Genomic DNA, 13,808 nt, shown 5'->3' with positions numbered 1-13,808 from the left:
AACCCGTCACGCTCATGGGACCTTCCCCGCGTAGGCGGGGGTGTTCCCGAAACAGAGGTCGACTCGGTGACGCCATCCTCACCTTCCCCGCGTAGGCGGGGGTGTTCCCCCTTTGATGCCGTGCCTGCACCTTGCACAACAACCTTCCCCGCGGAGGCGGGGGTGTTCCCAACTGGTGCGCGCCGATTGTGAACGCTGAGGCACCTTCCCCGCGCAGGCGGGGGTATTCCCACGCCATCGACGTTCTCCATTTTCAAGCAGAAACCTTCCCCCGCGTAGGCGGGGGCGTTCCCGACATCTGCGACGGCGGCAGGACGTTCATGGTTTCTTCCCCGCGCACGCGGGGGTTCCGCCGGCGAAGGAGCATTCCCACTCAGCCGCCTCTGAAGGATCGCCCGTCCCGCGAGTACCGTCCGGCAACTCACGCTCTCCGTCTCCACATCTGGATGACGTTGTCCGCAGCCTCCGCCTCCGCCTCGACCACAACCCGCTCCCGCTCCCGCTCCGCAGCCTGACGGGCCCGGACTTTCCCTGCCACGTCGAGCAGGTCCCACATCTGCTCGCCGGTCACCGACACGCCGCGGGCGCCGGTGCGTCGGGTGCGGCCGCGGATCAGCGCGTAGTGGGTGCGGAACACTGGCGCCCCGATCTGCGCCTGCGCGTCGTGGAAGAACACCACGTTGGATACCGGCCCGCTGCCGTCGTCGAGGGAGAGGAAGACGACGCGTTTGCCGCTTCGCATTGGGGGTGTGTGGGTGGCGCGGCGGACCCCGGCGACGAGGACTTCGGTGCCGCCGGGCAGGTTGACGAGTTCTGAGGCGGGGGTGACTCCGAGTTCTTTGAAGAGGGGGTAGAACCGGTTCATTTGGTGGTGGCTGACGGCGAGGCCGAGGTCTCGGAGTTCCACGTCTGTTTGGGTGCGGCCGCGGAGGTCGAGGGCGGTGACGGACCGGTAGAAGTCCGGCAGGGGCAGTTCGATGTCGAAGGCGAGCTGGTCGGGGCCGACGGGGAGTGCCTTGCCGCCGAGGCCTTGGATGTGGGCGAGGAGGTCGCCGCGGCGGGTCCGGTCGTAGCCGATGAACGAGTCGAGGGCGCCGACTCGGGCCAAGGCTTCGAACGTGCGGCGGCGCGGTCGCACCCGGTCCCGGAAGTCCTGCAATGAGGAGAAGGGTTGATGCTCGGCGATCCGTTGCCGCTCGAGCGCGCTGGAGCCGGCGAGTTCGGGCAGGGCGAGGCGGATAGCGAGTTGCCCGTCGCCCAGCTGCTCCACCCGGTAGTCCAACGCGGACTTCTGGACGTCGAGTCCGAGGACGGGTACGCCGAGGTTGCGGGCTTCGGCGACGATGAGGTCCTTGGGCCACATGCCGGGGTCGTGGGTGAGGAGCCCGGCGAAGAACGTCGCGGGGTGATGCGTTTTCAGCCAGGCGCTCTCGTACGTGGTCCGGGCGAATGCGGCACCGTGAGCTTTGGCGAACCCGAAACTGCCGAACCCGGACAGCACCTTCCATGCCCGGTCGACGACGGGTGCCGGGAACCCACGGCCGGCTGCCCGCTTCCGCACGTACGCTTCGATCTCGGCGAGGTCGCCGGATTTGCCGAGGTGCCTGCGGAACACGTCGGCTTTGCCCATCCCGCAGCCGGTCAGCTCGTCGAAGAGCCGCATCACCTGCTCGTGGAAGACGACGACGCCGTTGGTTTCGGCGAGGAAGGGTTTGAACCGGGGGTGCATGTGGCCGGGTGCGACTTCCCCATGGCGTGCCTTCAGATACTGCAGGGGCATGTTCGCCTGCATGGGGCCGGGGCGGAACAAGCTGATCTCCAGAGTCAGGTCGTTGAAGACCTCCGGTTGGAGCTTCCCGATCAGCTCCATCTGTCCGGGGGACTCGAGTTGGAAGACGCCGAGGGTGCGGGCGGTGCGCAGCATCTCGTAGGTGGGTTCGTCGTCGAGGGGGACCCGGTCCAGGTCGATGGTCTCGCCGGTGAGTCGCCGGTGCTCCTCGATCGCGTAGGCCATCGCTGACTGCATCCGGACGCCGAGGATGTCGAGCTTGATGAGACCCATCGGGTCCATGTCGTGCTTGTCGTACTGGGACATCGGCAGCCCCATCCCCGAGCGTTGCACCGGTGTGCGGTCGAGCAGGGATGTGTCGGAGAGGATGACGCCGCACGGGTGCACGCTGATGTGGCGGGGGAGCCGGTCGAGCTTCGCGGTGAGGTCCACGAGTTGGTCGAGTTGCTGCGACTCGCGCACCTGCTGGGCAAGTTCCGCGAGCTCGGGTTTCTCCTCGAGGGCCCGGCGGAAGTCGCGGGCGTTGAACCGCCACATCTGCTTCGCGATCGCTGCGACCTGGTCTTCCGGCATGCCGAGGGCGAGCCCGGCGTCCCGGACGGCGCCCCGCCCCCGATACGCGTTGGTCATCGACATCAGCGACACCCGGTTCGCGCCGAAGACCTGGAACACCTCCCGGTAGATGTCGTGGCGCCGAGCGGATTCAACGTCGATGTCGATGTCGGGGAGGGTTTGGCGTTCGGGGGAGAGGAACCGTTCCCAGATGAGACCGTTCTCGATCGGTTCGACCGAGGAGGTGCGGAGGGCGTAGTTGAGGACGGAGCCGACACCGGATCCGCGCGCTTGCACCCGGACGCCCATGCCCCGGATCAGGTCGGCGACGCGGGCGACGGTCAAGAAGTAGGCGGCGAACCCGAGGTGCTCGACCGTCTCCATCTCATGGGCGAGCTCCTCGTGCGCGGCGCGGGCGAGGGTGGTGCCGGCGTATCGGTCGTTGATGCCGTGCCGGGCCCGCCGCCACAGCTCAGCGACTGGGTCACCAACGACGCCGATGATCGAGGCTTCCGGCATCCGTGGTGTGCCGAGTCCGATGTCCGCGGCGGGGTCCAGGGCGCACCGGTCGGCCAACTCGTGCGTGGTGCGGAGTAGTTGGTCGAGGGCGTCGGGGTTGCGGGCGCCGGCGTCGACGACCATGCGTGCGACCCGGCGCATGTGTGTCCCGTCTTTGAGCCATGCTTGCCCGTTCGCCTGCGGTTCCTCGAGCTGGGCGAGCGGGGTGAGGAGTCGGGTCGCGTCGGCGAGGTCCGCGGTCGTCGCGTCGCCCGGCTCGCCGTACCGGACGGCGTTGGAGAGGATGGCGGGGGTCCCGGTGTCCTCGGCGAGTCCCAGCATCCGGGTGGCCGCGGCCACAGACCCGCGCTGCCCGGTCGGTGCGAGATGGCAGACGACTTCGAGCGTGACCGAGCCGATGGGCATGACCCGGAGCCACGCACGCAACCCCGCGACCGCCTCGGCGCTGTCCCGGCGTTCCACCGCGAGCCCCACATCCGAGAGCGGCCCCAGGAGCACGGTGAGGGTGCGTCCCTCTGCCCAGGTGGCGAGTCGGTGCCGGTCGATGCTCGGCACCCGGCCTGCCTCGTGCGCGGAACTCACGGCCCGGCAAAGCGCGGCATACCCGCGGCCATCCCCGCCGTGCGCGAGCAGGGTCACCCGGCCGAGCGGCCGGTGCTCATCATCGTGGACGGCCAGGTCCGCGCCGAGGCCCGCCCGGATCCCGGCAGCCGCGCACGCCCGCACGTGCTTGACCGCCCCGTACAGCCCGTCCCGGTCAGTGAGAGCGAGGAAGTCAGCGCCGGCGGCGGCAGCCTGGTCGACGAGCGCCTCGGGCATGGTCACGCCATAGTGCGGGGAGTACGCGGAGGCGACGTGGAGGTGCGGGAAGCTCTGTCGCATCCGTACCTCCAACCCCTGCTATCGAACGTTTATTCGATATGGGGAGTGTAGGTCTGGGCTCTGACACTGACAAGGTGTGCCCGCGTCGACGGACCAATCTCGCCAGACGTTTTCGAGACATAAGCGCCCCGCTACAGCACCAGCAAAGGCCGAAACCTCGCAGACCCACCTTGATTGCAGGCGCATCACCGCTTGAAGAGCCACCAGATAGCACCTCCGGCCGGCGTCAGTTTCCAGTAGACGAACTTGTCTGGTGTGCCACGTTTCAATCATGTGAAAGCTCGAAGTTGGACGAGCATGGCATCCCGTGCTGCCGGGAACGCCAGGGTGAGGGTGAACTCGGACACCCGCCTTGGACAATGTCAGCTCCTCATTCTCAACTTCGGGTGCGTGCCCCGGTGCGGCAACAACGGAGCGAAAGAGGAGAGCCTCACCGCCTGGGCGAGTACCCAGCGTCGGGATCACTGGGGCGGTGCGTTGACTCCTCATCAAATTTGCGTGCTCTGGTGGCTCGCCTTCGGGACGTGGCGCACGGAGACCGTCTCTGTGGGTGAGCCCAGCCCTGGGCCCATCGGGACGGGCTGAAAGTGTCGTCCACTTCGGGACACAGCTCGGCCGCTGATGTCTATCCTCGACGAGGTGCGTGGTGGCTGTTCTCTAGTTGGCGCAGTGAGGCTCCCTCGAGCCAGGGTCCCCTCACTGGTCTTCGGAATGCACGTCCGACGCCCCAGCCACCAGCGCACTCAATGTCGTCCCGATGAAGTCGGCGAAGTCCGGAATCTCCGTGGCCCAAAACATCAGGTCGGTGAGGGTCAGCATGGTCTCACCACGCAAGATGCGTTCGAATCGTTCATGTGTCAGGCCCGCAGCGAGACGGTTGCGTTCGCAGTAGGCCCTCAGCGTGGTGTTCTCGTCGAGGAGATACTCGCGGATGCGGTTGGCGATGGCATGTTGCAGTTCCGCAGCCCCTTGGTGCGGCGACTCGATCACATCACCTGCAAGTCGCATGCTGCTACGTCCGAACTTCTTGGGGTTGGCGACGAAGGAACGGGGAACGAAGACGGCCCCGCCCGGTTTTGGAGGTCTGGGCACCTCTTTAGAATACTCAATATCAACCAGTTGAGTAGTATTTCCCACCACTCAAGTGGGTATTTCCATGTTCTTGCCCAATATTGCACCTGTTTGTGCCCGCAGCCGCCTGAATCGGCGTCGCAAAGAACGTGCGATGAATACTTCACGCCCCACCTCCGCCCTGTCCCATGCCGCCCGCTCGACCCCGAAAAAGGGCCTGAACCCAGTCGCCCGTGCAAAGGTTCCGCGCGCTCCGCGCCCGGCTCCGGGCGTCAAGTACGACGACGACGCCGAGGTGCTTCGCTTTGGAGAGAGCACCGATGATCCCCGCGTCGCGGCGGCGCGAATGACTCTCCATGGGGGGAGCGCGTCTGAGACGGCCAGTGCGGCCATGGAGCTCATCCGATCGGCTATGTCCGCGGCCACGGCTCGGAAGTTGGCGGAGTACGTTCCCGAGTTGCCGGTCGGCCACGTCGAAACAATTCGTTCCTTCGTTGAGAATGCGGTTGTCCTGGCGCTTCCGCAGACCCGCTACTCGGTGGAGACGCTGCTGCGTCCCTGCATGCACTTCGTGTACTGGGCTGTTTTCGTCGTCGGGTGCCCGTTGGATGCCACAGTCGTTTTCGACCGCGAACTCATCGAGCAGTACATCCGATCAGCAGCGCCACGTCGCGACGATGGAACACCGCTGACAGACGGCACCCTCCGCAACTACCGCGCGTGGATCTTCCGGGTTGCGGAGGCCGCCAACCCAGAGAAGAACCCCCGCCGGGCGCTGCCGCTGAATGCTCGCGGAATGGACGAACCATACGACGCGGAGGAGCAGGTTGCCCTTAACAGGTGGGCGGCGGGCCAGGGGACACCGTACATGCGCCAAGCCGCGAGCATGCTCATCGCCTTGGGCGCCGGTGCGGGTCTCAGTTCCGGTGAGATCGCCCTCCTGCGCACCGAATCGTTCACCGTTTCCGAGAACGGCGTCGTCACCATCAACGTCACCGACGGAGACTGCGTACGTCAGGTCGTGGTCGTCGCGAAGTACGAGAAGCGGATCGTCAAGGCACTGAAGAAAACCCCAGAGGGCGCCTTCGTCTTCTTGCCCAAACGCACCCGAAGTGAAAACGACGTGGTCAGCGCCTTCGTCGCCCGTTCCTCCACGCCTCCGGGCAGTCCCACGATCCGCGCCCGTCGTCTCAGGAACACCTGGCTGGTCCATCACCTGACCAACCGGGTCGACGTCTTCACCCTCATGCAGGCCGCCGGCCTCCAGTCGCTCGAATCGATCTCAAGGCTTGCCATCTTCGTTCCGCGCCCGAACGCCGATGAAATCGCCGCACAGCTTCGAGGCAAGAAATGAGCCGGCCTACCCACTCCAGCCAGTGGGAGCAAGCTGAAGTATGGATGGTCAGCACGTTCGGCCACCGCATGGTCGATTACATTCGTGAGTCTCGAGCGGAACCCCTGGGCCTGGCCGTCGTAGAAGTAGACCGCGTCCTCAAGGCCGGTCGAATCCGGCAGACTCTGGCCGCGTGGCGCAGCGAAGACGTGCTGTCGACGGCCGGTCGGAAACCGATTTTGGACGAGACTGCCGTTCTGAGCCTGATCTTGCTCCAGATCCGGATTGGACGTCCCACCTTGATCACGGAACTATCCCACACCCTGCTGCGGCTAAGCCCCAGACAGCGCGCCGTTCTCAACCTCACACACGACGGTAAAGAAGAACGCGTCTACGAACGCATTTGGGCGGCACTGCAGCGCCTGATCGCTCTCGTCGATGAGTTCCCCGGGCGACGCGACAAAGTTCTCACCGAAGCCGAATACCGAAAAGTCGTTGCTGATCGTGATCCCGAACAGTGCCGGGTACGACGGACCCGAATGAGGACCCTGGCCAATGACCTCGTGCATGGGTCCTGGCTACTCCTACCTCAGGAACTTCGCGACCGTTCAGACGGAAACCACGCCATCGATGCCACCTTCGTGCCGCTGCAAGGAAAAGTGGGCAACCCCTCGTCTCGGAACCTCGAGGGCAATCGGCGCACCGCCAACCCAGACGGCGGCTTCTACCGCCGCGAGGGCAGCCACGGAGCCGTCACCCATGCGGACGCTAGTGCGTTTAACAAGTCGGACCCCAAGGGCAAGCAGAAGGGAACCTCCACCGCGAAACTCATGTGGGGCATCGAAGCCGAAATCGCCCGGTTGACGCCCAACCACCCCGGCGAAGTCGACTTCTTCCCCCTGTTGACGACTTCACTCGGGTTTCACATCCCGGGCGCCATCATCGGCGAAGGCTTGAGCCTGCTGGACAATCTCTACAGCAGAGACCACAAGGTGAACTTCGTCATCATGGACCGCGCCTACTCGGGTGCAAAGTACGCAGAATTCCAGTACCCAGCGCGCCTCAAAGGCGCAAAACTCGTCTTCGACTACAAGGACGATGACCTCGGCGTCAAAGCCCACGATCCACGCGGATTTATTCAGGTCTGCGGCTCCTGGTACCTGGACGTACTCCCGGAGGTGCTTCGCGACGCCGACAGGGTCATCAACGCAGTGCGGAAGAAGCACGGCGAAGCCGCAGGCAAGCTCGCCAAAGCAGAGACAGCGCGACGCAAGCGACTCGGGCAGCCCCTGGGCATCTTGCCCAGCATCGACGACAAACACCCCGACTCAGTCGCGGTCGAAGCGACCGATGATGCAGCCATGAACATCGAAGCGGCCAGGAAACTGTGCGGCGGATCTTCCCGGATCCTCCGGCAGGCGGAGGGACTGTACTCACAGCAGCTGGCGGAACGCGAAAAGTTCAGGCTCAAGAGCAAGGGACGCATCAGTTCAGACGGCACCCGCCGCTACTCGATCCCTGCCGACGCACCGGGCTACTCCCGCTGGAAAGCCCAGCCCCTGGCCCAGCAAGGCCAGAGCGTCCTGATGAAACTCCCGACGGGCAAGGAAGCCGACTCTCCCAACGCCGGCGGCCTGAAGCACGAACAGCACTACCCTTACGGCGCCGAGCCGTGGCGAGCAACCTACGCAATGCGCAACGGTGTCGAGTCCGTGAACCGAAACCTGAAGCGCAGCCAGTACGAAGGCATTGCCGACCCGGACAAGCGCGCCGTCCGTGGCAACACGTTCACGTACATCGTGATCGCCCTCGCCTCGGTGGTCGAGAACATGCGTCAGATGCTGAGCTTCTACAAGCGCAAACTCGCGATCACGTCGGTGACGGCAAAGAACCGCCAGCTTCCGGGCACGTTCTGGCAGAGCGCCGGGCCCGCTCCCGTCAAAGACGAGGGTCTACAACCGCCCGGCTAGAACTAGCCAGCTCCCAACACACCCCGCTTACCCGCAACACGAGTCCCTTCGGCGTACCTGAAATCCTCAGGTGCGCCTTTTTTGCGTTTAACGCCCGGGCATTGTTCGGCCGCGAAGAGGCACCGGCAAGCGTTTTTGGGCAAAAGAAAAGGCCGGACAACCGATATCGGTTCTCTCGACCTATTTCCCAAACTGAAGTCCGGAATACTCCGAACTTCTCTCTGTGCCCGAGGGGGGACTTGAACCCCCACGCCCATAAGGGCACTAGCACCTCAAGCTAGCGCGTCTGCCATTCCGCCACCCGGGCCGGGTGTTTCAGCAGCCGTTCCCGGCCGCCGAATAGACAATCTAGCACGGATTTCGGGGCCCTCCCGCCGCGCCCACCGTCTCCGGTCGGCCGTGAGGCCCGGTAGCGTGACAGGCATGCTTTCCTCTGCTGAAGACACCCCGGCCGGCTCTGCACTGGACCTCACGGGCACACTCGCGCGCGACCTCATCCGTTTCGACACCACGAACTACGGCGAGGGCCGGTCGAACGGGGAGACGGATGCCGCCGAGTACGTCGAGGCCAACCTGCGTGCTCTCGGCCTCGCCCCGCAGTTGTTCGACTCCGAACCGGGCCGCACGAGTGTCGTCGTGCGCGTTCCCGGCCGCGACAGCAGCCGTGGAGCGCTCGTGGTCCACGGACACCTCGACGTCGTCCCCGCAGACCCCGAGGCCTGGTCGGTGGACCCGTTCGCGGGCGAGATCAAAGACGGCCTGCTCTGGGGCCGGGGAGCCGTCGACATGAAGAACATGGACGCCATGATTCTCGCGTCCCTGCAGGACATCCTCGGGGCGGGCCGCCAGCCTGCCCGCGATCTGGTCGTGGCGTTCTTCGCCGACGAGGAAGCCGGGGGAGTGCTCGGTTCGCACTACCTCGTCGACACCCACCCCGAACTCTTCCACGGTGCCACCGAAGCCATCAGCGAGGTCGGCGGGTATTCGATCACGCTCGGCGGCCAGCGCGCCTACCTTCTCCAAACCGGCGAGAAGGCCCTGATCTGGATCAAGCTGGTGGCAAGGGGTGACGCGGCCCACGGCTCCCGACTGATCCACAACAACGCCGTGACCCGGCTCGCCGAAGCGGTCGCCAAGGTAGGGCGCCGCGAGTGGCCGATCCGGCTGACCGACACCACAACGCAGCTCTTGGGCGAACTGGCCCGGGTGCTCGACGTGGACCCGCAACGCGTCGGCCCCGACGAACTGGCCCTCGCCACGGGGACCGCCTCGGGTTTCATCCAGGCCAGCCTGCGCACCACGACGAATCCCACCGTGCTGCAGGCCGGGTACAAGCACAACGTCATCCCGGACCGCGCCGAGGCGCTCATCGACATCCGTACCCTGCCCGGTGATGAGGACGCCGTGCTCGCCGAGGTGGCCGCGCTGGTAGGGCCCGAGATCGAGATCGTGATCATGCACCGCGACATCGGTCTCGAGACGGAGTTCGGTGGGCCGCTCGTTGACGCCGTGGTCGAGACCCTCGGCCGGCACGACCCCGGTGCCCCGGTGCTGCCCTACCTGCTCTCGGCCGGAACCGACAACAAAGCGCTCAGTACCCTGGGCATCAAAGGGTACGGTTTCGCCCCGCTCAAGCTCCCCGCCGACCTCGATTTCCCGGCCATGTTCCACGGCGTCGACGAACGTGTCCCACTTGACGCGTTAGTGTTTGGCAGGCAGGTCCTGACCGACCTGCTCTCGAACTACTGATCAGCAAAAGGGCATTTTTGTGAACTTCATCGACGCACTCATCCTGGGACTCGTGCAGGGACTGACCGAATTCCTTCCGGTTTCCTCCAGCGCACACATCCGTATCATCGGTGAATTCCTGGGCACCGGGGCTGACCCGGGAGCCCGGTTCACCGCCATCATCCAGATCGGCACCGAGCTCGCCGTGGTGATCTTCTTCTGGCATGACATCGTGCGCATCATCGGGCAGTGGGCCAAGTCGCTCGTCGGCAAGGTCCCGCGCGCCGACCCGGATGCCCGGATGGGCTGGCTGATCATCCTCGGCTCACTGCCCATCGTGGTGCTCGGCCTGCTCTTCCAGGACCAGATCGAATCCTCGCTGCGCAACCTGTGGATCACCGCCAGCGTACTGATCGGCTTCGGTGTCCTGCTCGGCATCGCCGACTACGTCGGGGCCAAGCGCCGCCGGCTGGGCGACCTGACGGTGCCGCACGGAATCGTGTACGGCTTCGCCCAGGCCCTCGCGTTGATCCCTGGAGTGTCCCGTTCGGGTGGCACCATCACCGCCGGCCTGTTCATGGGCTACGAGCGCGCCGCCGCCGCCCGGTACGCGTTCCTGCTCGCCATCCCGGCCGTTCTCGGCAGTGGTTTCTATCAGATGTACAAGGCGATCGCCAAGCCATGCCTGGAAGGCGCAACCAACTGCACGCCGGAGATTTTCGGGCCGTGGGACACCCTGGCGGCCACAGTCCTGGCCTTCGTCGTCGCCCTGTTCGTGATTAAATTCTTCATGAGCTACATCTCCAAGCGCAGCTTCCTGCCCTTCGTGATCTACCGCATCCTGCTCGGCCTGGTGCTGATCGGCCTCCTGGTGACGAACACCATCGCTGCCTAGTTAGGCTTGAGGTATGCGTGCCTGGAACCGACCTCAAATCCCACGACTGCCCGGTCAAGCCGGTGCGCCCTGGCTGCACGACACCGCCTCCGCCGGTCTGATCGAGGCCAGGCCGAACGACGTCGCCCGTCTCTACGTGTGCGGCATCACCCCGTATGACGCAACGCACCTCGGTCACGCAGCCACCTACCTGGCCTTCGACACCCTGCAGCGAGTCTGGCTCGACGGCGGTTACCGCGTTCACTACGCCCAGAACGTGACGGATGTCGACGACCCGCTCCTCGAGCGCGCCGCCGCCACCGGCGTGGACTGGGAAGTCCTCGCCGAATCCCAGGTGGAGTTGTTCCGCACCGACATGGTGGCGCTGGGGATCATCCCCCCGAACGACTACGTCGCCGTCACCGAGGTCATCGACGAGATCGCGGAGGCCGTCTCCCAGCTCTGGGACGCGGGTCTCGCCTACGCCGTCCCCATTGTCGCGTCCGTGCCCGGCGCGCCCGAGCCGACGGTCGCCGCCGGTTCCGACCTCTACTTCGACATCGCCGCCGCCGAACGGGCCACCTCGTGGAACCTCGGCGACGAGAGCAACCTCGACGCCGACACCATGCACACCCTGTTCGCCGAGCGCGGGGGAGACCCTGACCGCCCTGGCAAACGGGACGCCCTCGACCCGCTGCTGTGGCGATCCGCCCGTTCCGGTGAACCGTCCTGGGAGTCGCGCGTGGGTGCCGGTCGGCCCGGCTGGCACATCGAATGCTCGGTGATCGCCCTGAAAGAACTCGGCACCGATTTCACGGTGCAGGGCGGCGGCAGCGACCTGGTCTTCCCGCACCATGACATGAGCGCCGGTCACGCTGCCGCGCTGTCCGGGCATCCGCTGGCCGGCGTCTACAGTCACACCGGCATGGTGGCTTATCAGGGCGAGAAGATGAGCAAATCGCTCGGCAACCTCGTGCTTGTTTCCGTGTTGCGTGACGGGGGTACCGACCCGCGGGCCATCCGCCTGGCCCTGCTGGGCCAGCACTATCGCAGCAATTGGGAATGGACGGACGCCCACCTGCTCGAAGCCGAATCCCGCCTCGCCACCTGGACCACCGCGTTCGGCCCGGCTGCCGTGGTCGGAACCGGGAACGCCCACTCTGTCGTCGACCAGCTCAGGGCAGCCCTGGCCGCGGACCTCGACACCCCCGCCGCACTGGCCGTCGTGGACGCAGCCTCCATCGGAGGGGTCGACGATCCGGCCCTGGTAGCCGTGGCCGTCGATGCACTTCTCGGCGTCCGGTTATAGCTTCGGGGCCGGCTAGCGCATCAGGGCTGCCGGGGTCCGTCGGGCCCCGGTCGTCCCTCGCCGGGGCCGTCCCGTCCATCGCCACGTTTGCGCAGATACTTCTCGAATTCCTGGGCGATGGCCTCGCCGCTGGCCTCCGGGGAGTCGACCGTGTCCCGGGCCTGCTCGAGTTGCGCGATGTACGCGGCCATCTCGTCATCCTCGGCGGCGAGCGTGTCGATGCCGTTCTGCCAGTCCTCGGCCTCGGAAACAAGTTCGCCGCGCGGGATGACGACGTCGATGATCTCTTCGAGCTTGTCGATCAGCGCCAGCATCGCCTTCGGCGAGGGCGCGTTATGCACGTAGTGCGGCACGGATGCCCAGATCGACAGGGTGGGGATGCCGACCTCCTCCGCGGCGATCGCCAGCACGCTGAGAATGCCGACCGGTCCCTCGTACGTGCTGCGCTCGATCTGCAACTCAGCCCGCACCTGCGGGTTGTCGCTCGAGACGAAGATGGAAATCGGGCGGGTGTGCGGGACGTCGGCCAGCATCGCCCCCAGGAACACGATGCCCCCGATATCCGCCGCCAGAGCTGAGTCGAGGATTTCTGCGGCGAAACTCTTCCAGCTGCGGGAGGGTTCGGTGCCGAGCAGGAGATAGATGTTGCCGGCGTTCGTTCCACTCACCCGCAGCTGCGCGTCGGCGGCGAGGGGCGTTCCGGCCTCAGCGGGAACAGTCGGGCCGTAGAGCACCGCATCGGGCCACTCGAGCTTGCGCCGGCCGTCTTCGCCGCCCGCCGAGATGGTGGGCCGGTTGAATTGGTAGTCGAAGTAGGTTTCCGGGTCGATCTGCATCAGCGGAGCTACGTCGAGCAGGTCCTTCAGGGTGCCCACGGCCCCCGTGGCTGCCTCGCCGGCGTCGTTCCAACCCTCGAACGCCACCACCAGGAGGCGCCCGTTGAGGAACCCGTTAGCCTCTGTCACTGTCTGAAACCTCTTTCGACGGGGTGCCCCGCGTGGCACCATCAGTCAAGGATAGGCGGTGCCCTCTACACTTGAACTCCGTGACCGCGATCAGAACCGATTCCCTCCTGCCCGCAGCCGTGCTCTGGGACATGGACGGTACCATCGTCGACTCCGAGCCGTACTGGATGAGGGCCGAAACGGAACTGGTCGAATCGTTCGGCGGGGTGTGGAGCCATGACGACGGGATGCTGCTGGTCGGATCGGGGCTGTGGGGCTCGGCGTCCATCCTGCAGGGCCGCGGTGTCGACCTCGACGCCGAGTCGATCGTCCAGGCCCTGACCAGCCGGGTGCAGGAACTGCTCCAGGAATTCGGCGCCCCGTGGCGCCCCGGCGCACTGGACATGCTCACCGCGCTCAAGGCCGCGGGAATTCCGATGGCCCTCGTCACCTCGTCGGTCGAACGGATGGCCCAACAGGTCGCTGACCTCGTCGGCTTCCCCGCCTTCGAAACCATCGTCGCCGGAGACATGGTCCAGAACAGCAAACCGCATCCCGAGGCCTACCTGTCGGCGGCCGGGCTGCTCGGCGTCGACACCGAGCGATGCATGGCCGTGGAGGACTCCATTCCCGGTATCGCCGCGGCCGTGGCGTCGGGTGCCGTTGTTCTCGGCGTGCCTCATATGGTCACACTGCCCGCCAGCGCGCACTACGACCTGTGGCCGACGCTGTCCGGCCGCACCCTGGACGGATTCACGGAGCTGTTCAGCGCGCGCCGTGGCCCCGCCGCCCTCACACTCACTCTGCCCGACTCCGAATGACCCACGAACAAGGACG

At 65.8% G+C, this 13,808-nt stretch carries 9 protein-coding genes and 1 tRNA gene; 6 read left to right on the top strand and 4 right to left on the bottom strand.

Annotated features, from left to right (window positions below):
* Positions 1-421 precede the first annotated feature (421 nt).
* Both dnaE and AC0J5J_RS02910 read right to left on the bottom strand, forming a co-directional pair.
* Positions 422-3,742, bottom strand: coding sequence for a DNA polymerase III subunit alpha (dnaE, locus tag AC0J5J_RS02915; RefSeq protein WP_474899417.1), 3,321 nt, complete (start codon positions 3,740-3,742; stop codon positions 422-424).
* Between the two features lie 696 nt (positions 3,743-4,438).
* Positions 4,439-4,834, bottom strand: a complete 396-nt coding sequence (locus tag AC0J5J_RS02910; RefSeq protein WP_474899416.1) for a hypothetical protein — start codon at positions 4,832-4,834, stop codon at positions 4,439-4,441.
* Between the two features lie 52 nt (positions 4,835-4,886).
* Here AC0J5J_RS02910 and AC0J5J_RS02905 point away from each other — a divergent pair, with 52 nt between their 5' ends.
* On the top strand, positions 4,887-6,167 hold the full coding sequence (locus AC0J5J_RS02905) for a hypothetical protein (RefSeq protein ID WP_474899414.1): 1,281 nt from the start codon (positions 4,887-4,889) through the stop codon (positions 6,165-6,167).
* A 44-nt stretch (positions 6,168-6,211) separates the two neighbouring features.
* Entirely contained in the window at positions 6,212-8,116 is a 1,905-nt protein-coding gene (locus AC0J5J_RS02900; protein WP_474899412.1) for a hypothetical protein, read from the top strand.
* A 224-nt stretch (positions 8,117-8,340) separates the two neighbouring features.
* Here the strand turns inward: AC0J5J_RS02900 and AC0J5J_RS02895 are convergent.
* A tRNA-Leu gene (locus AC0J5J_RS02895) sits at positions 8,341-8,423 on the bottom strand.
* A gap of 116 nt (positions 8,424-8,539) precedes the next feature.
* Between AC0J5J_RS02895 and AC0J5J_RS02890 the strand changes: the two genes are divergently transcribed.
* Genes AC0J5J_RS02890 through mshC form a run of 3 tightly spaced genes read left to right on the top strand, consistent with a single transcriptional unit; the run spans position 8,540 to position 12,027 of the window.
* Entirely contained in the window at positions 8,540-9,865 is a 1,326-nt protein-coding gene (locus AC0J5J_RS02890; protein WP_134423434.1) for a M20/M25/M40 family metallo-hydrolase, read from the top strand.
* Between the two features lie 19 nt (positions 9,866-9,884).
* Positions 9,885-10,739, top strand: a complete 855-nt coding sequence (locus AC0J5J_RS02885) for an undecaprenyl-diphosphate phosphatase (RefSeq protein WP_474899410.1) — start codon at positions 9,885-9,887, stop codon at positions 10,737-10,739.
* Between the two features lie 13 nt (positions 10,740-10,752).
* A complete protein-coding gene (mshC, locus tag AC0J5J_RS02880) occupies positions 10,753-12,027 on the top strand; it encodes a cysteine--1-D-myo-inosityl 2-amino-2-deoxy-alpha-D-glucopyranoside ligase (protein ID WP_474899408.1) in 1,275 nt (424 codons plus the stop codon).
* Positions 12,028-12,047: 20 nt separating this feature from the next.
* Here mshC and AC0J5J_RS02875 read toward each other — a convergent pair whose 3' ends face one another.
* Positions 12,048-12,992, bottom strand: a complete 945-nt coding sequence (locus AC0J5J_RS02875; RefSeq protein ID WP_241972612.1) for a proteasome assembly chaperone family protein — start codon at positions 12,990-12,992, stop codon at positions 12,048-12,050.
* Between the two features lie 80 nt (positions 12,993-13,072).
* Between AC0J5J_RS02875 and AC0J5J_RS02870 the strand changes: the two genes are divergently transcribed.
* Positions 13,073-13,792 (top strand): HAD family hydrolase, encoded by a 720-nt coding sequence (locus tag AC0J5J_RS02870; RefSeq protein WP_277613078.1) that lies wholly within the window; start codon positions 13,073-13,075, stop codon positions 13,790-13,792.
* Positions 13,793-13,808 lie beyond the last annotated feature (16 nt).

It is taken from the genome of Cryobacterium sp. TS_SC_7, assembly GCF_056156285.1.
The sequence above is the reverse complement of the archived record's forward strand: the minus strand, read 5'-3'. Positions and strand labels throughout refer to the sequence as shown.